Here is a 25,719-nt window from a genome sequence, read left to right as displayed (position 1 = left end):
AATGAAACACATGTTATTTGGATGATCGTCCAAATACAATAGCTAAGTTATCGATTAACCGCCTTAACTCAAAGAAGCCTCAGTCAAGTTCCGCAACGAGAAAGCTCGATCTGGTAGGTTAAACCGCCATGGCGCACCATTAAGTGCCAACAAACCCTGCTGTGCCATATACACCAAGTGTGCTGCCGTTTCGCCATACGCGAACATCCATTGATGAGCAGGAATCACCTTATCGAAAAGCAATGGCATAAATTCAAAAACTGTTTCCGCGCTGCCCGTATTGGCTAGTATTTTCTGACACTTTTCATCGTGGTGTTGAATAATCTCTAAAGCTCGCTCACATAAATCATTACCAACCGCTCCGTGTGCCGGAAAATAACGAGCGCAATCATATTCACGGATTAAATACAGCGACTGAATGTAGTCGTGCAATGGATTCCTAGAACCCTCAACATGTAAACTTATGTTCGGTGTAATACGCGGTAAAACGTGATCGCCCGTTAACATATCTCGAGTAGGTGAATGGTAAAGACATACATGCCCAGCTGAATGACCAGGAACTCGCACCATCGACCAGTCCGGACCCAATAATGTATCAACAATACCTTCATCTAAAACCGATAACTCACGCGGTAAATCGTGCACAAGTCCTTTATAACTTGCACGCCGCTCAACCAGTTGATTAAACATATCCACAGGTAAACCAAATTGCCCCCAGTGCGCCGAGAATGCTTTTTTAGAACTATCACTATCAGCACACCAAAGAGAACGCACCATCGCAATATCCGCCGCAGCCAGGTACACAGGGATATCTAATTCATTCTGCAGCCAATGCGACATGCCGATATGATCGGGATGCAGATGTGTTAGCACAATCGCCACGATTGGCTGCGTTAAATACTGACTTTCCAAAAAATCTCGCCACACCGATTTAGACACGTCGGTATTTAAACCGGTATCAATTAAAACAAGCCCCCTAATCCCTTGGACTAAATAACAATTAATATGATTAAGACGAAAGGGTAAAGGAACTTTTAATTGAGTCACCTCGTCGCCAAATTTTGTGGCAACAATTTCTGGCCGACAATCACTTACAGGTAGGCTTTCTGTCTTGTTAACGACGAGATTATTCATGATTGCACCACTTCGTGTGATTTTGACGGTAAGGTATGTGGTACGTATTCGGCTAACGCAACATAACTATTTTCACTTAACTGTGCGCGTAATTGATGCTTAGCAATTTTCCCCGTTGCTGTACGAGACAAAGCATCAACAATGCAAATACTTGTGGGTAATTTATATCGAGACATGCGCTCACTTAAGTAACGGTAAACCTGCGCCGAAGTGCCATTAGCGTCTAATTTATGCTCACTCCTGGCCATAACCAACATTGCTTTTGCTTGCTGTTTACCATTAGCATCTAAATACGCAACAACAGCAACGTCCTCAACAAATTGTATTTCACGGATCACCGATTCAACATCAAAGGCAGACACCCACAACCCAGACGATTTATAAGTATCGCCTTTGCGGCCGACATAAACCAAACTATGGTCCAAATCATAACGATAGACATCACCCGTGAATAAATAACCGTTATGACGTAGCTTTAGCCCGTGCTGTGTATCATTCCAATATTGCAAACCAACAGAACCTCCACGAACAGCCAAGTTACCCAAAACCTGATCACTTTCTATTTCAAAATTACTATCATCAAATAATGAAACATCATATTGCCCAATTGCCTTACCCGCGACGTAGCCCCCATCAGGGTTAAAATAACTACAACAGAAAATATGCAATGCTTCCGTACTGCCAATGCCGTCGACCATTTGGGTTTGCGTTAATTCACTCCAAGCATGCCCTACCGACGCAGGCATAGGTTCGCCAGCACTCACGCTCACTCTAAGCGATTTTGGCACTCGTTTTTTATCAACGCTCACTAACGCTAAGGCATACAGCGCAGGAATAGAAAAATAGACAGAAATATTATTTTTTTCAATAAAATCGAACGTTTCATCTGGATTCACTTTCTCTCGAGTTAATACAATCGTTGCACCAAAATAGAGAGGGAAAGTTAAACTATTGCCTAAACCGTAAGCAAAAAATAACCTCGACGATGAAAATATACAATCATTCTCAGTAATACCCAGCGCAGGTTGCGCAAAATTAAGTGCGGTATATTCTAAGCTCGCGTGGCTATGCAAAACACCTTTAGGGTTTCCTGTGGAACCTGAGGTATACAACATAAAGGCAGGGGTATCTTCATTAACCGCGGTACAGCTACTAAACCGAGGGCTATCGTTAATATCAATTCCAGTGAGATTAATTACCCGCACATCTAAGTCTAGCAACGTACACTTCAGATCAAAATTAGCCAATAATGAGTCTTCAGAGACGAGTAGCTTAGCGCCAGAATCTTGTAAATAATAACGTAAATCATCTTCTTTACAGAACGTATTAACCGGAACCACAATAACGTTGACTTGAAGTGCCGCCAGAAACATTGCAATCCAATCAGGTGAATCATTCAAGAGCAACACTATTCGGTCACCAGCAGCTAAGCCATTACTGAACAAGAAGTGCGCATATTGCTCTGTCCGCGCATTAAGCTGTGTATAACTTAAGCTGGAGCCTTCAAAAATAATAGCGGCTTTTTCTGCAGTCTCACCACTAAGGTGTTTTTTTAACAAATAGTGAACCGCATTAAGTTGAATCGAACGAGAATCCATACCTTCCACACCTGTTTTACCATTGAATACAAGGTCGTAAATATAGGTTTTATCAATAAGATAAGCGCACACTTCGTCATTTTTTTCATCATAGGCAGCCACCGTACGATAGCGATCAAATTGATTATTTTCATGACTGAAATCTTTACGAAAAAAGCACCCTCGACTCTCTCGCCTTGCTAACCCTGAAACCGTAATGGCTTCTGCCAACATTAAATAGGCGTAATAATCATTACTAACCTCGCCATTCGCCTGAAGTAATCGTCTTGCATCACGTATCCATTGACAAAAATTGATGAGACCTTGCGTATCCTCACCACACTCCAGGCTCTCGAATAAACGAACTTGTAAATCAGATAACTTCTCTTTATCGAAGACTGACACACCCTCAATAATTGCAATATCGTTTTTAAGTAACTTATGCTTATTTTTCAATGTGACAATATTTTCGGCGATAAATCTTGCAGAGCACAAATATAAAGCCCAAGGTAAACCGCCAACACGATGAGCACCGTAATCATGCATGGCTTCGCCAGCTACAAACACATTGTGTAAATTGGTTTTGAATTGATGATGCATAACACCACCCATAGAAAAATAGGATATTTGACGAATACGATGCTTATCTAAAGGGTAAACGTCTGAAAACAGTATTTTTAACTGGCTAAACATTTCCACATCATATTTAGCCTTCCCGGAAAACAACGCGAATAGAATCTTATCTCCTAAGATCTTATGCTCACAAGACAATTTATCCAACAAAGTCGCAGTGCTCGACACTAGGCACTCCTGATACTCAGTATCCGAACCTAGGGCCTCTAAATCTTGAAGTGTTTCTAATTGCTGTTTTATAAATCGGTGTAATTCTGTGAATCTGAAATCGACAAAATAATGAGTATCTTTACTTTTGCGCCAAGTCATAAAAGCACGAAAATGGTTATGCGTACCCCGCCCCTCAAACAGTTCTACCTCAAGCCACTCAACATGCACGCCGTGTTCATCGTAAATTTCAACGCCCGGTAACTCTTCAGTTGGCGTCAATTTACCTAAGTCAGGCTGCCCATACCCATGCTTAAAGACAAACTCCAGATTGCTAAGCTTGCCCCCAGCCTGTAAAAAACGCCCGTGCATAGAGCCGTAGGTGCCAGTCTTAACCGCGCCATGAAATAGGCCCGAATAACCACCCGATGCAATAACAATAGAGCCCGCCTGCAACCCCAGCATTCGATCATTCTGCCAATATTGAATACCCGTGCACTGCTGAGTATCAGCCAATATTGAAACTACCCAAGCATCATCAATAATACAAACGCCCAGCGACTTTAACTCAACTAATAAAGTTTCTAACAGTTTTTTACCAGACCCAGAATGCAAAGCAAATCCCAAAGCGATTTGCTTTAAAGGATCAAACTCCTTTAAAGCCTCAAGCTCTTCTGCTAAGTATTTTTCAGTGATTTCCACAACGGAAGATTGCACCTGCCCACGCCCTAATTCAGCCAGCCACTGCGCATAGTCGGGCCTTTCTATTGGTGCGGTACTTACAGCCCCTACAGAAATCCCCGTTGAACCCAAACGCCCCCCGCGATCACTTTTACCGTAATACACAAGGGTCGTTGAGACACCCGCGCTAGCCAGCTTGAGTGCAGTCCAACAACCTGCAATCCCGCCACCCAACACAAGCGCTTCACAGAAGTCAGTTTCCAGTACGTGCTCGTTCATAATTCCAATCTTGCGTTAGGGAGCATCAGTGATCACATCAATAAAAATCAGCAGAACTCGTTGAATTGTCAAATCAAACAGCAGCAGCTTCAGAAACCATGCTCTCAGGAGTCTCTACCTTAGGTTTTTTCATACCCATAACCATGCGCTTATGCACACCACCATGCGCGGGGTTACCGTAATCACGTAAATTGTAGGGCTTCATTCTGTTTTGAATAAAATCACGCATGTACGCAATTTGAATATCCGTCAGGGAGTCTTGCTCTTGCACCTCTAACACAAAATTATAGAATTCATTGAAATTGGCCATAAACTGCGGGTCACCGCAATTCAACAACAAACAATCATTGTCATGCGGTTTTGCGACACCATTATTTTTGATAAATGTCTCAGCCCCCATAAAACAAAAAAAGCAGTAGTGCTTAAATACTTCAAAGTGCTTAAAGCTTTTATAAATCCCATCGACCATAGTGCACATACTTTTCCACTCATGAAAAAGATTGTCTTCATATGCAATGAATGAACTTTTAGAAAATGTATTCGCAGGTAATAGTTGTTTATCGAGAATATCAACAATGCGATGAGCACACATCAATGTAAAAGCAAGCCCGGTACTAAACCACGCATCGCCTCCTGCTGCAGCCCCAGGCAACATCGCCCAACGGTCTCCAGCAGCCGATTTCTGACGAAATTGAATACGACCGGTTTTAATGAGTGGGAACTTAGTTTTTCGACCTTCTAACATTTTATGAATAATGGGATACTGCTGGACTATCTCCCAGAACTCCTGATCTGCATCTTTGTCATTTTCAGGAAACTTATCAATATCTAAATTTAAGCCAATACTTGTAGTACCGTTATGAAAAGGGATAACCCACAGCCAGCCGCCATCAAAGCAGTGATGCTGTGTTGCACGCGATCGATCGGCAGGTGAGCGCTCTTTAAACGCCTCAGATGCTTGCGAAATTTCTTCAAAATCACCCACATCCAAAAAATGGCTAAAAATGGAACGACTACGCAAAGGGATATCATACTCATCAGGCTTGCACGCTAAATTGAGCTTCTGAGAGATAAGTGATTTAAATCCAGTACCATCAATCACAAAGCGTACATCGACGGAATAAATACCCAGTGCTTCTGATTCGCAATCAATGGTTACCTTATCATCGTAGAAGTGAATGTCATTCACCATTGTCATATCGCGAAAATCTACGCCATAATTCTTTGCAACATCGACGAGGTAAGCATCACTTTCACCTCGGACTAACTGCGTATCGACCTCTGGGGTTTGCACAATAATTTCTCGAATAGAATCGCCTAACTGTGCAGTTTTCTGTCCTTTTTCTTGCCAGAAGTAATGGAATAATTCTTTAGGTGCACAAGTGAAAGGTAAATCATTCTCTTTAATGGCATCGTAGGTCGCCATTTGTTCAAATTCAGGAATAGAAAATTCACGCCCAAGATAACGAAGCTTTTTACTGACTAACGGCGTGGTAGACTCACCAATAACAAAACGAGGATGTTTACCACGCTCTATCAATAAGACTCTCCACCCCTGCTTAGCCAACATCGCCGCACTAACGCTACCACCCATACCTGAACCAATCACTGCAACATCAAACATTATGCACTCCCCATCATTACTTTTTTTAACTTGCTAGCAGCAGGTTATTCGTATATTTCTTACCAAAGTCTGTATTTAAAAATTTAACTGGCAATACATTCATAAGGTATTCACTATAATTTTCTTTTACCAATGCTTTACCCGAAACATCAAATAATTTACCTGCCACTTCGTTATCCGCACGCATCCTTAAAAAATTAGGCGATGGCAAATAAAGCGGCTGACTTTCTTTGACCCGACGCATGATTTCTTTTCGAGCCAAGCCGGGCTCTCTTGCAGAAACAATTGCGGCATTCAAAGTAAACATTAAGGCGTCAACCTCTTTAACGTAACCCGCTAACGCATCAGCATTTGACATCGATTTAAAGCTAAACTGTAGATTCGACTCACCGCCTTCGACACTACCAAACATTTCGAGCGCCCTGGGGTACCACAAATTAATACTGCGCTGGACTTCATCCAGTGATCGCCCTCCGGTTGTTACCGAGGCAATACATATTTCACGCAACACTTCCCAACCCGTCTGCAGGTGAAAAGCCTCCTCGACGAGCATAGGCCGCATACTGGCCGACATGGGTTTATACGAAAACTCTTCTTGCATACTTAACTGAAATTTTCCAACACGATCAATGAAACAAGCGAATACAATGTTATCAAGCGCGTCCGTAAATTCGATATTGAAAGCATCAAGCACATGCGATCCAGTATTCATGCTGAGTAATTCGTCCATCAAATTATCGGCAATTTTTTTATCACCAGTAGATGCCCAAGATTCATCGTGAGATAAAACCCAAAACATTTGATAGGCATGCCGTAACTCTTCAGCCATGATCCTCAAAATGCTAAATTTCGCATAATCGGTTGTCGACTCATCGACAGTCTCAACATGCTGCTGAATAGAACCTAACTCGGTAGAACATTGAGCTTTAACAATGCGCAGCGCTTGATACAGCATGCTGCCTTTCATTTCTGATGCTTTTTCAAATTTTTTGTGATTAATGTATTTACCTTGAGTAATCACATCCGTTCTGATATCTGATGTTTTTGCACATAACACCCACTCATCCTGCTCTGGAAAATGCTTTTTCCAATAGCGTGTCAACAGCTCGATATCAGGAAAATTTCTTTGCTGCCAAGCTTCTATTTCTTTGTGATATTTTTTTGAGATAAGGTGATTCTTTACATTGAGGGAAGCCATTATTAATTGCCCTTAAAATTTGCTGGTCGTTTTTCAAGATATGCCGTCATACCTTCTTGAGAGTCAACGGCTGAAAATAACTGTTCTTGAAGATGCCTTTCAAGCAACAACGACGCCGCTAATGGCTTATCGAACCCTTGCGCTATAGCCAGCTTCGCATAACCAATGGCTTGCGCAGCCCCTGAAGGGGGAACAAAACGTGACAACCAACTGGCAATGGAGGGCTTAATTAAAAATAGACCACTTTGGATATAACTCGAAATAGTTACAGCGCCGTCTAATTTGCTTGGCAATAAGCGCTTATAACGTAACTGATGTTTGTCTTCGAAAACAAATGATTGCTCACTCTCGATAGATTCTCCGTCATAGATACGGTAATCGCACGATAGCGCTATACGCCCCTCCAAATCACCCAGCGCTTGAGAAAAACTTAAAACAACCAAGCGTGGATAGCCTTCAATTCTGGCCATAACCGCATCAAAGAAACGTCGCTGGGTAAAACTTAGGTCGCGCCATGATGCACTAAAAAAATTATTTGGAATATTGAGATGCAAAACATAAACAGCGTCATCCCCTCGCGCTAGAAGAAGCGCTCGATTAAGTTGCGAAAGAATTTGTTCCGGTGCCACTTCAGGTGATACGGAATCAAATTTTATAGTCGCTACTCCGTCACCTTCACTGTATTGCAATATAGAACTCTCGCCCTCTATCACAGACTCAAGAGGATTCCAGTTTTCCTTGTAACGTAGATCATTCTTTGTTGTGGCTGTATTGTTTTCGATATATTTAATGGCTAAAGTTATTGCTTGCTCTTTAAAGCTTTCGGCGCCAATCACCTTATCGACTAAACCAATATCAAGAGCGGCATCAGGCCCAACAAAAACGCCCTGGGTGATCATCTCCAATGCTTGCTGCGCCCCCACTAAACGTGAGAGTCGCTGGGTTCCCCCCATACCAGGAATAACACCCAACCTAACTTCGGGGAAACCGATATTGTAATCGCCGTTAACCGCTATACGATAATCAGAGATTAAAGCAAGCTCCAATCCACCACCGGTAATATTTCCATTAATTAATGCTACAACAGGTAACGGCGAACTCTCGATATACTCTAAAACTTCTGCTGCGTATAAAATAAAATGAGAATTATGTTTTTCTCCCGCAGTCAGTAACATCCCAATATTAACGCCACCGGAAAAAAACTTATTACCACTGCCCGTTAGCACAACCCCCTTGATTACAGGATCACTCTCCAGCAGTAAAAAACGGGCTTCCAACTCTTCAAGCAAATGAAATGTCAGTGTATTAGCTGATGGATCATCCAACTCTAATATCGCCACTTCATTAGTAACACTAACTTTAATAAAATTCTGTTCCATTAGAAAAGCTCCCCATTAATACGTGACTTGTCTATAGAAGACTGCCCCCGAAGCAAATCAACATCCGTCACGACATACCGCTCTTTTTCTTGTCGATGCTGCTCTCGTAAAACGTTATCATCCGACGCTTTACCTAAAGCAATCAACATGCAGCACTCCCAGTCCGCAGGCATATTAATAAGCTCTGTAACTCCACCGAAATCAAACCCCGTTAAGGCACAACTTTGATAGCCCTTAGCCTCTGCGGCCAACAGAATATTCATTGCATACAAGGAGCTTGCGCGAATAGCTTCATCGCGCGCTAACTTAGCGTTATTTTTATACACAGAAGAAACCGAGGAATAGACTTTATTGCGAAGTTCATTATCTGAAAATTGTTGATATGCCGAAGTACGATCCCAAGCATAATTATCGTAAGCAACTAACAGCAATCTAGACGCCGTTGATATTTGAGGCTGACGCCAAGCCAAATCTGACAATTTAGTACGCACAGTGTCTGAATTGATTTGTATTACGCGCCATGGCTGTATATTAAATGCGGATGGCGCGTAAGAAGCTGCAGATACAATATCGGCTAGATCTTCATTCGACATTACCACATCACGATCAAATAACTTTATCGAACGCCTAGATTCCAATAAGAAACTTAAAGCATGATTAAAAGTTGTAGCGCTAGAATCACGCCCCATACTTTTCTTTATTCGGCTTCGGTCCACAACAGCTTCAGCTAACATCTTCTGCACCACTCATTAAATTAAAAGAAGAGTTAACCCCCTCTCAATCGGCAGAAGAAGATTGCCACAAAACAATTTGGACAACCAACCAAAATATAATTGATACTGTGTCCCTAAAAATTAATCATTGAGAATCATCACAGCTCTAATAAATTCATCTTACAATGCTTATTAGGATCAAAATTTTTCGTGTATTTTTTTAGGTAATTTTTTAGGTAATCATTATGGCAATAGAACGCATAATCTCCGTCACATTCAAGCATGACGCAAGCAAAGACGTGATTAGTCAATTTTTTAAAGGAATAGAGAATCTTTCACAGCTATTTAGGGAGGAGGTAGAAATGACAATGCATTGTTCGATCTTAAGGGATCACGAGCATAGCTTGAGCAATGCCGTAGACACATCAAACTATGCGGACTGCATTTCTATTTGGAAGTTTAAAGACGAAGGATCCTTAATAAAATTTCTTAACGATGGTCGCCACAAAAAAATAGCTAGCGAGCACTTCAAGAGCGCTGTGGCGACCAGAACAGTGATCAATATACATAAGTGACGCCCTGCTTATGCGCTAACTACAGCAGGCACTCCTAGGGGTAAAAAAGTTGGAAATAATCCGGATGAGACCCAAAGCTGATTCGCCTCCGATAAAGCCACCAAATAATCGACAAATTTTCGAATATACTCAGGCATATACCGATCACGCATAAAAACTAAATTTATGGGAATCTGCTCGTCAGCCTCTACCTGTAAAAGCTGTAAGCTCCCCAATCCCAACTCCTCAGAACAAAGATGCAGCGGTAACCTTGCAACCCCCAGCCCAGCCAAAATTGAGTTCTTGGCGAGCATAACATCACTCACGGCTATCACACCGCCTCGCTCCCCATCTCGGCCCAACTTGCGATCTAACTCCCCCCGTATTGAAATAAGAGCAGGTTTGATAAATTCCGGCGCACCGCTTCGAACAAAACGCTTTTCGATATAATCGGCAGAGGCTATGCAGCCATACTCGATGGCTCCGATATTTCGAGAAATCAAACGACAATCTTCCATATCGCCAATTCGAACTAATAAATCATAGCCGTCATCAACAGAAAACTGATTCTTATCTGAGACCGTCACTTCAATACTGACATCGGGATGCACATCCATAAATTGCTTAATCACCCGACTAGTGGCCGCTGAATTAAGCTCTGGCGGTATACATAACTTTATCGTACCGTCCAAGCCTGTTTTGTATTGCTGCACCTGAGTATTCGCAGTATCGATTAAATTAATAATTTGGGCGGCTAATCGATAATACTCATGTCCTGCTGGCGTCAATTGAAAACAGCGGGTATTTCTAACAATCAACGTAACCTCTAAAGCCTCTTCAAGCTCTGCCAATTTTCGGCTAAAAGTCTGCTTACTACTATTCAGCTGTCGACTCGCCGCGGTGATACTCTTTAGCTTCGCAACCCAATAAAAAATATAAATGCCATTAAGATTAATACTGCTGCCCATTTCACTCCCCCCCTCGCCAACGTTAATGCGCCAACATTGTTACACCCCTGGCACAACCTCCCCTCCAGACCACTGAGCACGTGAATGCGCTCCTACTCGATACGCCTACCTCCCGACCAATTCAAACTCCATCCCCCTCAACTCTTCTGAAAATGGAATCTGACACGCCAAACGAGAACGCCCTTCCACATAACCTTTTCTTCTCTTGAGTGTGGCAATTTCATAATCATCGGGTTTCTCAAGAACCTCCACCCAGCTCCCTGCAATACGCACATGACAAGTCCCGCAGGTACCAGCACCCCCGCAAACGGCAGGCACATCAAATAAATTCTCCCTTAGAATTTCCATTAACGATTCACCATACTCAGCATCCGAAATCTCTTCCACGCCATCACATGTTGATACCAACAATTCACCTACCGTCGTTTCCATTGCTCCCCCTAAAATTCTCAATATGTGCTCGCAACACATCATTAAGTGTTACGAATTTAAACTTACATTCTGAATAAAAAATCTACTTTGAAATCATTAAAATACTAATATTTAATTACAACAACTATCAACAACATATTTTGTATTTGTACAACACGCCCTCTTAATGACGCGAGACTTATCATTGCGGCGCAATAACCACTCAAAAACCAACTCGCAACAACTCCTCACAACGACGCCTCAAACCGACTGATTATTATTAAAAAAATTCGCCGTTACTCTATGTACCATTTTTTATTATTGCCCCCACCGCTCTCAAGCCTATTATATCTTCGCTCAGCCACTGGAACTTTGATACCAAACATACAACGATCAATTACTGATAACGCTACAAATTTCCAGCCTCTTAAACATAAACTCACAAATCCCCACAGGAGGACACAACCATGGAACTAGAACATTTCGCCCGTAGATTATTCCACAAATACTCATTAAGATTTTGGGTAATATTACCCATTTTTTTTGCACCAACCTCAGCATGGGCTCATGTAAAATGGTTTGTTGAAACAGAGGACCAATTTAAAGACGTCTACTTTCAATGGGACGGGATTAATGCAGCGCTGATTTTTGGCACACTGATCTTTTTAACTTTTGCACTGATGGCCTTCAATAGAGCGAAGGTATCGAACAATATCGCGCTCACGCTATACAAACCATTAATGCCAAGTAAAGCAATTCCCGCACTCCTACGCTTATCCGCTGCGACATTTTTACTCGGTAATATTATTCAAGACAACTTTGTAGCACCTAACTTCACTGCCACAGATCTAACGTCACTAGAACGTCTAATACAAGGTGCACTGCTGATATTGTTAGCGGTTAATACGAGACTATTTGCAATAGGCTTAATTACATTTTCTATAAGCTTATTTATTTACCACCCTTTTTCCAACGCAATAGATTACGCACCGGAAATTTTCGCACTGGGTGTCGCTATTTATGCCTACCCGTCAAATAGTGCAACGCCTACAGAATACCGCCTTAATCGTCGAAAAGACGCAGCACCAATATCCCAAGCATCACTTGCAGTCTCGGCAATACGAATAGGATTAGGCGTACAACTGATAATATTAACGGTACATGACAAGCTCATAGATCCAGGCTTAGCATTGAACTTTCTAAGTAACTACCCCTACATTAACTTCATGTCAAATTTATTACCTAGCTTCACTAACTTGCACTTCATTTTAGCTGCTGGGCTCGCGGAGCTATGCTTTGGAATATTATTAATCTGTAATATATCGAGCCGACTTTCGACTTTCGGAATACTGTTTTTCTTCTCCTTGTCCGGAGGGATATTAGGGCCGCATGAACTTGTAGGCCACATACCCATAGTCATCCTTGCTGTCATTGTATTTTCAATACCCGGTGTTAATTCTGAAGTGAAAACGATCGGGTTGTCTAGCCCCTTATTTCGCAATGTATTCACTAACGCCATTACACGCACGCTGCGCAATCAGTTTGCACGTTAAACACCCGACCGCAGCGTTTTTGGTACACACATTCTCAAAAGGTTCTGCTTATATAAAGACTATTGTTCGTTTTATTTTTCTATAATCCGACCCCATGAGAAAGCCAGCAACTTTAATATTCACAATAAAAAATATTAATGCGTGCAACCCGAGCATTCTCATTTTGGTCACTGACATTCATTTAATCTAGGAACAGTATTATGAAATGCCTAAGCCGCTTTAAACGACAAGCACATATAACGTGTATTGCCGTTGCAGCAACATTCGCCACACACAATGTTTTTGCCTTTGACATTGACACCGGCTATGCCCCCTTAGAAGTTGTAGTCCCAAATGTATTTCAACTACTGTCTCAGGATGTTTCGCCTAGCGGCTCTGATGCGACATTAGTGTTACGCCACACCGTAATGATTTCCAATTCATGGTTTGATGCCGTAGCGCCCTACCACCCCACACAAGTGGGCATTTACTCCCGCATGCCCGAGCGCCAAACCGAAGAAGGTAATCGCGAAAAAAATACGGCATTACTTTATGCGACATACCGTGTTGTTAGCAGTTTGGCACCGCATCGCCAAGCGCAATGGGACGCCATGTTAACGAATGTAGGCCTAGACCCAACCGACGACAGCATGGACCCTGAAAGCCCGATTGGCATTGGTAACATTGCAGGTATGGGTGTCGTTAATGCACGCTTAAACGATGGTATGAACCAGCTTGGCGACGAGGGCGGCATTAACTTTAATCGCCAACCTTATAAGGACTATACGGGCTATATCCCCTTCAATTCATTCTATGAAGTACTCGATCCATCTCGCTGGCAACCAGCCAGTGGCACGAATGGCCTAGGTAAGTTTTCGGTACAGCAATATGTAACGCCACAAATGGAATATGTAACGCCATACTCCTATAAAAACGCACAACGATTTAATGTTCCTCGCCCATGGCGTAGCAACCCAAGACATGCGGCGGCTTATAAAGAGCAAGCCGATTTTGTTTTGGAAACCTCTGCGAACCTTACCGACGAAAAGAAATTACTTTCAGAGTTATTTGATTACAAATTACGTAGCTTGGGTTTTTCAGGTCAATTTGCGGCTAAATCAAAAGGTCTCGGCTTTATCGAAACTATTCAAATGGAGTTTCTTGCCAACCTTTCTGCCTTTGATACATCAATTGCAATTTGGCATCAAAAAACTAAATTTGATGCCGTTCGCCCTTGGACTGCCATCGCATACCTCTATGGTGACCAAGAAGTTACAGGCTGGGGCGGACCAGGAAAAGGTACTGTAGATAACATCCCCGCCAATCAGTGGACAAGCTATTTACCCGTTGCCGATCACCCAGAATACCCATCGGGCTCTGCTGCATTTTGTGCGGCGCATACTAATGTTTTGCGTAAGTTCTTCCGTGAAGATTCACTTGATTGGACCGTTTCAATTCCAAAAGGCGGCTCGACTTACGAAAAAGGTTTTACACCACAGCAGGACACCGATCTTCACTTCGCTACCTGGTCAGAACTAAAAGAGAAGTGTGGTCAAAGCCGTCTTGATGCTGGTGTTCATTTTCCAGACTCTGTCACTGCCGGTTTTAGCATTGGTGAGCGCGTTGGGAATAAAGCTTTCCGCTTTGTGAAGCGCCACATTAAAGGTCGCGCTCGTTAATTTGAATAAGGGGCGCGCACGGAATAAGTTGCTGGAGTTTGGGTTTGTGGGTGCTTGCTTGACGAGTCGAAAATATTTGTAACAGCCGGCTATTACAAATATTTTTAACGAAGGCAGCGTGCACCCGGGAATTCAAAAACGGGAAGTTATTTCATGCTCACCCCTAAGGGGCAATCACTGTGTGATGCCCCTTTTTTTGGCATTTAATTTAGGGACGAGGAAGCAATATTTCATCCACTAATGCTTGATGTCGACATCCTTACCTTCGTTGCTCAAAGCGTTACAGGCCTCGGCATGCGCCCCTTTCAGCGCCTTGATAAGAATGCCGATCTCTTCGCCTAATTGGATAAACTATTATTCCCTCGCCCCCTAGGAGTAATCCATGAAACATCGTTATTTACTTTGCGCGCTAGGCCTACTGGCCACCTTAAATGCTAGCAGCAGCTTTGCCGGCACTCACCGCGATGGGCAATACTCACAAAAAAGGGTGAAGGGTGAAGCGGTAACAGGCTGGAACCAGCGCATGGGAGAACCGGTTAAAAATCTTCCTATCGTCGGACCGCTAAGCTTCAGCCTTAATGGCGTATGCGGGGAAGAACACGCAAGTCCAATTACGGCAAATACCGATACCACATCGGAACTTTGCACTTATGCCGACCCCGCCATTTATCAATTCATTTTTAATAGTGAAGTCACCTCCGAATTCCCTAAAAATCAGAACATTCGATTAAGTGATTTCCCTCAAATTTTTACCAGCGACGGACAGGAGAAGCCTTTACCCTCCGTTCACAATGCGCAATGGCATGAAGCCAGTAATGGCTCGCAGTCTTTTGGTTATACCGTAGACGATTGGCTCGCTGCCAAGGGAAATATGACCTTTAGCTGCAAACCGAATGACAACAGCTACCACATTAGGGCCTCCAATTTAGTACCTGGCGGACTCTATACACTCTGGTTATTTTATTTTGATCAGGTCAATCCGCCACCCCCACTAGGCACAGGCGGCTTCCAACCCGACCTTGCCTTTGGCGGCGCATCTGCCAATGTATTTGTGGCCGATCGCTATGGTCGAATTTCAGGCTCACGGGATATGGGGTTTTGCCCGCAAACATGGTCGAAAAACGAGCAATACCAACCCCTTAATTTGCACTTGGTATTACACCCCGAGGGCCGCGTTTACGGCACTGTGGCCGAGCAAACCTTAGTGGCCCCTTTTAACGGCGGCCCAGGCATTGTTGCAATACCACAATTGATGTTCACCTTACCGCGCTGAATATATGAAAAGCCCACCTTAATAGTGGGTGGGCTTTACATTACTGATGAGCTTCGGCCTCTCCCTTTTCGATGTTACTTTTATAGCAACAAAAACTGTTTTGATAACCAGCATTCTCCTCATTACACCCTTTTACGATAAATCTGCATTGATGATGCCTTGGGGCCAATAATATTGCCCCATCTGATGCTAAGATGGCGACCTCCTTACTAGAGCACGCCCTCTTGATCAACGCATTCCTTCTCACAAAACAATGGCACGACACCCCTAATGGCATCACGCTAGAGTTTTGGTGCTTGAGTGATAGCGGCCCGATTTGTATCGAGATTGAACAACAAGAAGCTGTAATTTTTGTTCGCGTAGATGATCTACCCGCAGTGGCTCAGCATCTCCGGCGCCAATACCGCGCGGGCAACAAATACTTTAAAAATTACCTGAATGAGCGCACTTGCCCACTCTACTTCCAGAGTTATCGCGCTGCACGCGATGCTGAAAGTCGATTACAAAAATATCGCATCCCCGTTTGGGAAGCCGATATACGGCCACCAGAACGCTTTTTGATGGAGCGTTTTATTACCGGAGGCTTAAGTATTGAGGGAGATTTTGATCGTTGTGCAGATTATCAATTGTGCAAAAATCCTCGTTTAAGCCCCTGTGAGTATCAACCACAATTTCGTAGCTTATCCATTGATATCGAAACTACCATGGATGCCAATACTCTTTATTCTATAGCGGCCTACAACCCCGATATCAATATTGTTTTTATTGTGCAACATCCCGATTGGCCCGAAGAAACCACTACTGCAATTGCTCAACCCAGCGATCAATCGTCTGCTCCTATCACGGTATGCCTCACTGAAAAAGATTGCTTACTCCGTTTTTTCCAGTGGTTACAAGAATACGACCCCGATATTTTAATGGGCTGGAATGTCGTACAGTTCGACTTAAAAGTGCTTGATGACTTATGCCAAAAACACAAAATACCACTGGCCATAAGTCGTGGGCATAAACCTTTAAAATGGCGCGAAGATAAAGACAATAGGCGCTTTTACCTAACAGTGCCCGGCCGAGTGGTACTTGACGGTATCGAGATACTCAAATCAGCAACCTATAACTTCCCCAGCTTCAAACTGAACGATGTTGCTAAAATTGTTGTTGATGATAAAAAATTAATTCAATCGCAACACCGTGGTGATGAAATAACCCAGCTCTATATTCATAACCCTAAAGACCTCGCAGCCTATAACCTACACGACTGTAAACTGGTGTGGTCTATATTTGTAGAAACAAAACTGTTGGAATTCGCCATTGCACGCAGCCAATTAACTGGGCTAGCCATGGATAAAATGGGTGGATCGGTAGCATCCTTTGAATTTGCCTACCTTCCGCAACTTCATCGCAAGGGTTACATTGCTCCTAATTTAGGCGAGCTTCAGTCGACGATTATTAGCCCAGGCGGCTATGTACTAAACTCTATGCCCGGCATTTACCAGAATGTTTTAGTCTTAGATTTTAAAAGCCTATATCCCAGTATTATTCGCACTTTTTTTATCGACCCCTACAGTTATTGGTATGCCCAGCATTCAGTGCCGCCCAAAGAGGAGTTAGTACCTGGTTTTAATGATGCTTTTTTTTCTAAGAGCGAACACCTACTACCTCGTATTATTAAGGATCTATGGCAAGCCCGCGACAATGCAAAAAAACACAATGATCAGCCGCTATCCCAAGCCATTAAAATAATTATGAATTCGTTTTATGGCGTACTCGGCTCTACCGGTTGCCGATTTTTCGATCCGAGGGTGTGCAGCTCGATTACCTTGCGTGGCCACCAAATCATTCAACAAACTCAGGAGTGGATTGAAGCGCTAGGCTATCAGGTGATATATGGCGATACTGATTCTGTTTTTGTATGGATTGGCAACGAAAAAAGCGAAGTAGAATCTCAAATTATCGGTAATAATCTCGCAACGCAACTTAATCAAAATTGGCAGCAACAGCTGCTTGATCAATATAATATCGACAGTGCCCTTGAGGTCGAATTTGAAACCCATTATTTGAAGTTTCTGATGCCAACGATCCGAAACTCTACGCTGGGCAGTAAAAAACGATATGCAGGTATTATCCGTAAAAATGGTAAAGAACAGCTTATATTTAAAGGCCTAGAAAGCGTTAGAACAGACTGGACTCCTCTAGCAAAAAAATTCCAAGAAACACTTTATCAACTTGTTTTTGAAGATGCTCATGTTGAAGATTTTATCCGCACAACGACCCTTGCCGTTCTCGCAGGTGAACGCAATCACGATCTCATTTATCGCAAACGCCTACGCCGAAATATAGAGGACTACCAAAAAAATATTCCGCCGCATGTTCAAGCAGCGAAGCGCCTTAGTGCGCAAGGCATACACAAGCAGCGCGGTGACTGGATAAGTTACCTATTAACCACTACCGGCCCAGAGCCCGTCGACGAGGATGCTGCCGAGCTGCAGTTTCAAGGCACCATTGCTTACAACGAATATGTTGAACGTCAACTAAAGCCTGTTGCAGATAGTGTTTTGCAATTTATCGGTCTGCATTTTGAAGATATTACCGCAGCGCAACTTCCGTTGTTTAAGGAGTAAATTTATTAAACAACGGCTGATTAACCAATAAAAATATAGGCCGCACCACATTGGTGAACCGAAAGCGAAACAATGAATGCGTTATGCCGTCTTGGGGCGTAATACTGTGTAATAGTATTTTCACCGAGGCCCTCTAGAATAAACACCGCAGCAAGGATTTCGCATCAGCACCTGCACAATATTTAAACAACTTATTTACTGCAGTTGTACTGAAACCCTAAATAAGGATGTTAACGTCAAGCAAGCTTAAGTTTATACACCTATAACTTAAATTTTTCGCACTACACGTGCTTAAACTTGCCCCTATCTTATTGATGCCATTTATTGCACTGGTTATAGTAACCGCCAACTTTTGTTAACGTATTGCGCGCCTTAACTGAAACGCGCGTTTGAAATACCCTAACAAATATTGGCGCCACCACTTTATGATGGCCGGCTGACAGATTTATAATGACAATAAAAAATCTGTTTGATCGAAATTTTATGGTTTGATAGCGTGCGCAAGTCACGCGGAACCATAAGCTGAACAATGACAGCCATAAAGAAGTAACGGCTTGACGCTCAATTAAGTTAACGGCTAACAATACAGTCCCGATAGGAGTTCTAGTGGCAGGTAATCATTCTTTTTCAGATTCGCTTTTTGCATCACCCGAATTTGCCGCAAAATACAAAATAAACTCCCTGCTAGGGCAAGGTGGTTTTGGCTCGGTATACAAAGCAACGCAGCTTAGTACAGGCCAAGATGTCGCAATTAAAGTGATGAAACCGGGTAACGAAGCGGAAAGCCAAAGTGTTATTGAGCGCTTTCGTCGCGAAATGCGCTTATGTGCAAAATTTAGCCATCCCAACATTGTACGGCTGATTGACTCAGGCCATGAGCAAGATGAAGGGATGTTTACCGTGTTCGAATTTGTACCGGGACACACCCTCCATAATTTACCGTCCGAGAACAATCGCCTTACACCCGCACAAGCAAAAGATTTAATGCTGCAGGTTCTCGATGCACTAGCCTGCGCCCACGATCATGGTGTGCTACACCGCGATTTAAAACCTGACAACATCATGATTTCCCCTTCCCACAGGGGTTTTCATGTAAAACTTTTGGACTTTGGCATATCGACATTATTTGGCGAAGCGGCAAGCGACCTTAGTCGAATTACCGCTACCAAAGGGTTTGTCGGCACCTATGCTTATACCTCGCCAGAACACTTACATGGCAAAGAATTAACCCCAGCGTCGGACCTCTATTCATGGGGCTTAATCTTTCTTGAGTGCCTACAAGGAAGGCGAGTTATGGCAGGGGAAACCATTGCAAAACTGTTCTTTGAGCAGATGTCTGACCAACCGGTGCCCGTCCCGGCATGGCTACAAGCCCACCCCCTTGGCGACCTAATTCGCCAAGTACTCGAAAAAAACCCATTAGTCCGCCTAGATAACGCCACGACTATCGCCGACCGATTAGCAAACATTGATGTCAGCGATTTACGTGCCCCCAATAATATCGAGGCCGACAACCCAACGGTTGTATCCGGTGCACGGCCGCCTGACTATGGGCAATATTCAACACCCCCACAGACTTCATCACGACCCAATGCATTCACTTCTGCATCCCATACCTCACAAAGATCACCGCAGCAAGCCGCTCCGCAAACACGTAATTCCAGTCAACCTCAAAGCGCTTTTACTTCAGGTAATAATTCCAGCGGGCAATATACTCGCCCCGATGACTGGAGCAACCTGGCAAGCGTGCAAGCCGATCTAGCGCGCTTGCGTCAGCAGCAATCGCTGCAAACACGGCGACGGGATGCCATGAGTGCGCTTGTTTTACGTTTGAGGAAAACACGTGGTGGGCAACTCACTGAGTCACTTCGCGACATTACCTGCACAGCCGCAGAAATATTGGATTCGGCCCGCGTGAGCATTTGGACACTCTCTGAAGACAGACAAAGCATTCGTTGCTTGGACTTGTTTGAACGCCAATACAACACCCATTCCAGCGGCGGTATTTTAGAGTCTCTGCATTACCCCTCGTATTTCGAAGCGCTCAATGAAGAGCTCGCCATTGCAGCTGATGATGTTTTTTATCACAGCTCAACCAGGGAATTACTCGATTACTGCTCGTCACTTGGTATATCCAGTATGTTAGACGCTCCCATTTGGGTCGGAGGCAGAATGTATGGAGTTTTATGCCACGAGCATATCGGCACAATGCGGAAATGGACTGAAGACGAATTTTCTTTAGCTGCATCTCTTGCCGACACAGCCTCTTTAGCCTTAGCGTCTCATCAGCGCAGTCTTTTAGAAAACGCCCTCACGGGTGTTAAATTCTAAACAAAAACAACGCTGGCGCGATATAAGCCCAGCCATCAATACAACAGGAAAACCTATGGCCCGTAGCCCTTTTTTTTCGCAGCTTAAGCAAATATTGCAAGCACATCAGGACACCAGCGCTCCTAAGGACCCAACCTACACTCGGCGCCGGGAGCTGCTAAAGCTTTCAGCCATTGCCAGTGCCGCCGCACTGGCTGGCTGCAATGCTGCAGTACCCACCTTGTCTGCCCAGCGCGCAAACTACGTCGCCAGTGATGCCCTCGATGTTATTGTCATTGGCGCTGGGCTTGCGGGCATACATTGCAGCTACCGCTTAAAAGAATCTGGCGTTAATGTCGCATTATATGAAGCCTCTAAACGAACGGGGGGGCGTACATACTCAACAGATAAAGGGTATTTTGAAGGCAGCCAAGTCGCCGAATTAGGTGGTGAGTTAATCGATACTGACCACGTCGTTATGCAGCATTTCGCCACAGAGTTTAACTTACAACTTGATAACCTACCCAGCTCACTCCCAAAGGGTATCGCTTACGGCTACCAATACAATATTAACGGTAAGTTCTTAACGCAAAAGCAAATTATTGCAGCCTTCAAGCCCGTTGATTTAGCCATTAGAAGAATAAATCTAGAGCTAGCCGAACTAGAAAATTCGGGCTCAGACTACGAAGTCAATGCAAGGCGCAAGAAGATAGACAGCCAAACAACCCTTGTGCAATTTTTAGACACTCACGGTGCCAGTGAAACACTGATGCAAGTTATTCATTTCGCATTTGTAGGTGAATTCGGCTTAGAGATGGAGCAGCTATCCGTTTTTAATTTACTGGACCTTTACCCCTGCGGAAGAAACGGCGCCTGCGTTTCTTACTTCGAAGGGGAGGGAAAGTCACAAGAGTTTAAACCCTTTGGCGACTCCGACGAAATCATGCGTTTTCACGACGGTAACGAAGGCCCAGCCCGTGAAATGACTAAGCGACTTGCCAACGCGGTACACACCGAGCACGAGCTTACAGCGCTCTCACGCAAGGACGACCGATATATAGCTACCTTTAAGAAAGCTACAGGCGAAAAAATCCAAATAGAAGCGCCGCGTATTGTTTTGGCTCTACCCTTTTCAACATTGCGAAAAGTGACGATTGCACCAGGCACGCTACGAAAAAGTAACATAGACATCATTAATTCCGTGAGCTATGGCACCAACGCCAAACTTATGGGCCAGTTCAAGAACCGAAAACCTTGGCGCTCGAAAGGGCATGATGGCTCTCTAGTTATTGATCAAAAAACTACCTTGGAACGCGACATCCATAACCTATGGGATACTTCACGCGGCCAAGAGGGGCCCCATGGGTTATGGACCAATTTTGTGGGCGGTAATGCGGGCTTTAGTATTGGTGAAGGAACGGCAGAAGAGCAATGGCACAGCCTACTCACGCCCGTTAATACCGTTTACCCCGGCGTAAAAGAAGGCTACCTCGGTAACGCGGCACGCATGTTATGGCCGACCCATAAATGGACTCTGGGCAGCTATATGGCCGTGAAACCTGGTGAAGTCGAGCTGGCGGCAAACATACCGTATGACGACAACGATGGCAGTTTGCAATTTTGTGGCGAGCATACATCCGAAGGCTTTCAGGGCTTTATGGAAGGTGCCGCAGAAACCGGCACGCGTGCAGCCGTTGCTATCCTTGAGCAATTAAATGCTCCACCATCAGAAAATTTAGGTAAAATTCAGCAGCTGCGCGTAGCCTTAGTACTGCGAAAACCACAGTTGCGAAGAACACTACTCGAATTTTCCAAGCAAAAACAATTACCCATGCTAAGCTAATAATCGACATTAGGGGCGAGGCATAATATTCCCGCCCTTATTTAGCTGCGTGTCACTATCGCCTGTGATTTACGCCGCACAAACTGTTGTTTCCCGCCTTAACGAATACCGGCGACACAATCGCTGATTATCTATTAAGGCGGGAAACACCTTATTGATCACTCATCACACATAATTTAGGCGACGTGATGCGCAATCAAACGCATGTAGATTAACTGCGCTGACCATTTTCGTATAAGGGACGAGGAAACAATATTTCATCCCCTAATGCTACGCTGCATTGCGAAACTGGTAGAGGGAACCGCCCAATTTATCGTTGCCACGGAGGCCTTAACCCCCAAAAAAATTAGCGAAAGATTATGGCCAGCCTCATTAATTTGCTCAACCAGCAAAAAATACCCCTGCAAGCACACCACATTTTCGGCCGTCAACCCGATACTTGCACCACCCAAATACTCAGCCCGGATGTCTCCCGTACCCATGCCACCGTCGTGTGGGAAGGCGAGCAATGGAAAATCAAAGATACCAGCAGTAACGGTACCTTTATTAACCAAAAGCGTATTACCGCAGGGGAATACATCCCCTTAAGCACCGGCGATGAGATCCGTTTTGGCAGCCTCGATGCTGATGCATGGCTCGTTAGCGACCTTACTGAACCTCGCTGTTTTTTAGCTCCTATACTGCCGCATCTTCCGCGCATAGAACTTGTCGATATTTGTGCATTGCCATCAGAAAATGAACCCGATTTTGTGATTTTTAAATCGGGAGAACACTGGGTGCTAGAAGTTGATGGAACCCATCAAGATTTAAAAACGGGTGACATTGTTGGCTCTGGTAAACACCAATGGCGCTACATTGACGCTAGGCCGACGATGAGTACTCGCAACGTACATCGCACGCTGCAGCCAACAACACTGTGCGACTTAACCTTTCATTTTTTTGTTAGCCAAAACGAAGAACATGTGTCCTTAACGCTTAAAAGCCAAACCAAAGACTTTGAGCTTGGCGAGCGCTGCCATCACTACTTGTTGTTACTGCTAGCACGGCAACGCCGAATCGATAAAGCTCAAGACGTTAACGAAAGCGAGCAAGGGTGGATCACAAAAGAGCTGCTCGTCAAAATGTTAGGCATGCAAGAAAGTCATATCAACATTCAAATATTCCGCTTTCGTAAACAAGTCGTCAACGCACTGCCAGAAATTACCGCACTTCACCAAGTCGTAGAACGAAGAACCGGCGCACTGCGCTTGGCCCATGATCGTATCGATATCCGTGGCGGCGCCAAACTACAGCTACCGGCCGAAGCAACATTAAGCGATTAGCCCTGCAATTATTGGCTCGACATGGCGATGCCGCACAAAGCCAATAAACCCAATACAATAATTATTCCGTGCGCCGTCCCGCCCAAGAACGCAAACTTCAACCGCATCCCTATTTTTGTCACTCTACCGAAAAGGCTTACTTTCGCCTTTTCTTCACCAACCAACCCCTTATCCATCCCCCCCCTCCTTTAATGCATCGCCACGGAATAGCGGGAAGTATAGGGGAGGCTGGTAACGCTTTCGATTACACCTTATTACACCCAATCGATTACATCTCTCCGGGGCTATTTGGCCGTTTTGTTTTGTCGCCGATAGTCACTCGGCGTTAGCGCTACATAGCGTTTAAAAATACGATTAAAGGTCGCCTTGCTATTAAAGCCCGACTCCTCCAATACCCGCTGAATCGACCAGCTGCCTTCCACCAATAAACATTTTGCGGCCTCGACTCGAGCCTCGTTAATAAACTCAAAAAAGTTTTTCCCCAAGCAGTTATTAATTAAATGCGACACTTGGCGATCTGGGAGCCTGGCGGCACGCGCGAGGTCTTCGACGGTTAACTCTGGATTGAGGTACAGGCTTTGCTCTTGTAGTAATAGCTGTAATCCCGCGGCCGCTGTTTGATCGCTCTGGCTTGGCGATTGCGGCTGCTCACTGGCATTTGGTTCCGATAGCGGCGGTGCAACCACTTGGGACTTTAATAAACTGTAAAAAACCAAGCTGGTAATAAAGGCAAAGCTAAAATAATTCACCATCACACCCATCACATGGCTCACCTGCTGCCAAGCGAATAATTCGGCGATACCACCGATAAAATGCCAACTCCAAAGGCCGACAAAACCACCGACAACCATATAAAGCCATGTGGGCTGCGCCAAGGCCGGGTTAGAATAAGCTTGCTCTAAATGCTTGGCATGGCGGCGCAAATACCAAATGCAACGCGCGCCATACCCTAGCGCACTCACCTTGTAGGCCCACAGCATAAAAATGAAAGCCTCACTGGCAAACCATGCACCATAATCATAAATACCGCGCTCCAAATCCCCATCCCGAAGCTGCCAAAAAATAACGACCACTAATAGCGGATACATTAATACCGGCAAAAAATGCTTACTGTCGCGCCGCCAGCTAAACGCATCGCCGGTGATTCTTGTCCGTACATAAGCATACAACAGCGGCCCTTGCACAAAAGGCACGCACTTCAGCAACCAAAATGGCCACACGCCAGCCCAACCGGCAACAACGGTTTTAAGCGGTACACTCCAATACATAATGGTATCTAGCGCTTGTAACGCAAAGGCCATCAACAAGCCCGCCAACAAGCCATTACCCGTGCCGGCTTTGCCCCGCACCAATAATAAAATCAGCGTCAAGAGGCCGCTTTGCGCAATCAACAACAGCAAGGCGAGGTCATTAACGTTAAAAATCAGTGTATTCATAAGTGCTTTTATTACATTTGAGATAGCTGAGGTATACCCGCGCATGATACATCGGAAGCGCGCCACAAAAAGGGACTGACTAACAACCGCAATAGAAAAGTCTTCCTAAGGGGCGCGCACGAAATAAGTTGCTGGAATTTGGTTTTGTGGGGGCACGCTTGGCGAGGCGAAAATATGGCGTAATAGCCGGCTATTGCAAATATTTTTAACGAAGGCAAGCGTGCCCCCAGGAATTCAAAAACGGGAAGTTATTTCATGCACGGCCCTAACCCCCTCCATAGCGCACCCCGTTAGCAATCTAAAAATTAAATCATTATTTTCTTGAGGAACTCTGCTGTAACGGTGTTACAGAGTTAAGGGACGAGGCAATAATAGTTTATCCAATTAGGCGAAGAGATCGGCTTTCTT

17 protein-coding genes are annotated in these 25,719 nt (G+C 44.3%); 8 read left to right on the top strand and 9 right to left on the bottom strand.

What is annotated here, in order from left to right; translation table 11 throughout:
* Positions 1-63: 63 nt before the first annotated feature.
* The 6 genes from AC3A8L_RS05205 to AC3A8L_RS05180 form a co-directional block, all read right to left on the bottom strand.
* Entirely contained in the window at positions 64-1,134 is a 1,071-nt protein-coding gene (locus AC3A8L_RS05205; protein ID WP_487961177.1) for an MBL fold metallo-hydrolase, read from the bottom strand.
* A complete protein-coding gene (locus AC3A8L_RS05200; RefSeq protein WP_487961176.1) occupies positions 1,131-4,451 on the bottom strand; it encodes an AMP-binding protein in 3,321 nt (1,106 codons plus the stop codon). Before AC3A8L_RS05200 ends, AC3A8L_RS05205 begins: the two co-directional genes overlap by 4 nt.
* A 73-nt stretch (positions 4,452-4,524) precedes the next feature.
* The gene (locus AC3A8L_RS05195; RefSeq protein WP_487961175.1) at positions 4,525-6,075 is read right to left on the bottom strand and encodes an NAD(P)/FAD-dependent oxidoreductase; all 1,551 of its coding nucleotides are present in this window, start codon (positions 6,073-6,075) and stop codon (positions 4,525-4,527) included.
* A 25-nt stretch (positions 6,076-6,100) separates the two neighbouring features.
* Entirely contained in the window at positions 6,101-7,273 is a 1,173-nt protein-coding gene (locus AC3A8L_RS05190) for a Phenylacetic acid catabolic protein (RefSeq protein WP_487961174.1), read from the bottom strand.
* A gap of 2 nt (positions 7,274-7,275) precedes the next feature.
* The gene (locus AC3A8L_RS05185; protein ID WP_487961173.1) at positions 7,276-8,652 is read right to left on the bottom strand and encodes an enoyl-CoA hydratase-related protein; all 1,377 of its coding nucleotides are present in this window, start codon (positions 8,650-8,652) and stop codon (positions 7,276-7,278) included.
* The gene (locus AC3A8L_RS05180; RefSeq protein ID WP_487961172.1) at positions 8,652-9,386 is read right to left on the bottom strand and encodes a nitroreductase family protein; all 735 of its coding nucleotides are present in this window, start codon (positions 9,384-9,386) and stop codon (positions 8,652-8,654) included. Before AC3A8L_RS05180 ends, AC3A8L_RS05185 begins: the two co-directional genes overlap by 1 nt.
* Before the next feature lie 224 nt (positions 9,387-9,610).
* On the opposite strand from AC3A8L_RS05180, the gene AC3A8L_RS05175 reads away from it, so the two are divergent.
* Complete coding sequence (locus AC3A8L_RS05175) at positions 9,611-9,940, top strand: Dabb family protein (RefSeq protein WP_487961171.1); 330 nt, start codon at positions 9,611-9,613, stop codon at positions 9,938-9,940.
* An 8-nt stretch (positions 9,941-9,948) separates the two neighbouring features.
* On the opposite strand, the gene AC3A8L_RS05170 is transcribed toward AC3A8L_RS05175, so the two are convergent.
* Both AC3A8L_RS05170 and AC3A8L_RS05165 read right to left on the bottom strand, forming a co-directional pair.
* Positions 9,949-10,887 (bottom strand): LysR family transcriptional regulator, encoded by a 939-nt coding sequence (locus AC3A8L_RS05170; protein WP_487961170.1) that lies wholly within the window; start codon positions 10,885-10,887, stop codon positions 9,949-9,951.
* Between the two features lie 105 nt (positions 10,888-10,992).
* The gene (locus tag AC3A8L_RS05165) at positions 10,993-11,319 is read right to left on the bottom strand and encodes a 2Fe-2S iron-sulfur cluster-binding protein (protein WP_487961169.1); all 327 of its coding nucleotides are present in this window, start codon (positions 11,317-11,319) and stop codon (positions 10,993-10,995) included.
* A gap of 446 nt (positions 11,320-11,765) precedes the next feature.
* On the opposite strand from AC3A8L_RS05165, the gene AC3A8L_RS05160 reads away from it, so the two are divergent.
* The 7 genes from AC3A8L_RS05160 to AC3A8L_RS05130 all read left to right on the top strand — a co-directional run bounded on the left by AC3A8L_RS05160 (position 11,766) and on the right by AC3A8L_RS05130 (position 23,875).
* Positions 11,766-12,851, top strand: a complete 1,086-nt coding sequence (locus AC3A8L_RS05160) for a hypothetical protein (protein WP_487961168.1) — start codon at positions 11,766-11,768, stop codon at positions 12,849-12,851.
* Positions 12,852-13,051: 200 nt separating this feature from the next.
* Positions 13,052-14,509 (top strand): vanadium-dependent haloperoxidase, encoded by a 1,458-nt coding sequence (locus AC3A8L_RS05155; protein WP_487961167.1) that lies wholly within the window; start codon positions 13,052-13,054, stop codon positions 14,507-14,509.
* Positions 14,510-14,891: 382 nt separating this feature from the next.
* On the top strand, positions 14,892-15,782 hold the full coding sequence (locus AC3A8L_RS05150) for a hypothetical protein (RefSeq protein ID WP_487961166.1): 891 nt from the start codon (positions 14,892-14,894) through the stop codon (positions 15,780-15,782).
* Between the two features lie 224 nt (positions 15,783-16,006).
* Positions 16,007-18,400, top strand: coding sequence for a DNA polymerase II (locus AC3A8L_RS05145; RefSeq protein WP_487961165.1), 2,394 nt, complete (start codon positions 16,007-16,009; stop codon positions 18,398-18,400).
* A 606-nt stretch (positions 18,401-19,006) separates the two neighbouring features.
* Positions 19,007-20,731 carry a protein kinase domain-containing protein gene (locus AC3A8L_RS05140; RefSeq protein WP_487961164.1) on the top strand — a complete coding sequence of 575 codons (1,725 nt, stop codon included), beginning with the start codon at positions 19,007-19,009 and terminating at the stop codon, positions 20,729-20,731.
* A gap of 55 nt (positions 20,732-20,786) precedes the next feature.
* Positions 20,787-22,553, top strand: a complete 1,767-nt coding sequence (locus AC3A8L_RS05135) for a flavin monoamine oxidase family protein (protein ID WP_487961163.1) — start codon at positions 20,787-20,789, stop codon at positions 22,551-22,553.
* A gap of 359 nt (positions 22,554-22,912) precedes the next feature.
* Positions 22,913-23,875: an FHA domain-containing protein gene (locus AC3A8L_RS05130; RefSeq protein WP_487961162.1), complete on the top strand. Its 963-nt coding sequence runs from the start codon at positions 22,913-22,915 to the stop codon at positions 23,873-23,875.
* 284 nt (positions 23,876-24,159) lie between these two features.
* On the opposite strand, the gene AC3A8L_RS05125 is transcribed toward AC3A8L_RS05130, so the two are convergent.
* Positions 24,160-25,311: a helix-turn-helix domain-containing protein gene (locus AC3A8L_RS05125; protein ID WP_487961161.1), complete on the bottom strand. Its 1,152-nt coding sequence runs from the start codon at positions 25,309-25,311 to the stop codon at positions 24,160-24,162.
* Positions 25,312-25,719: the final 408 nt, after the last annotated feature.

Source organism: Marinagarivorans sp. (assembly GCF_982758155.1).
Note: the sequence above shows the minus strand (reverse complement) of the source record. Positions and strands in the feature narration are given on the sequence as shown.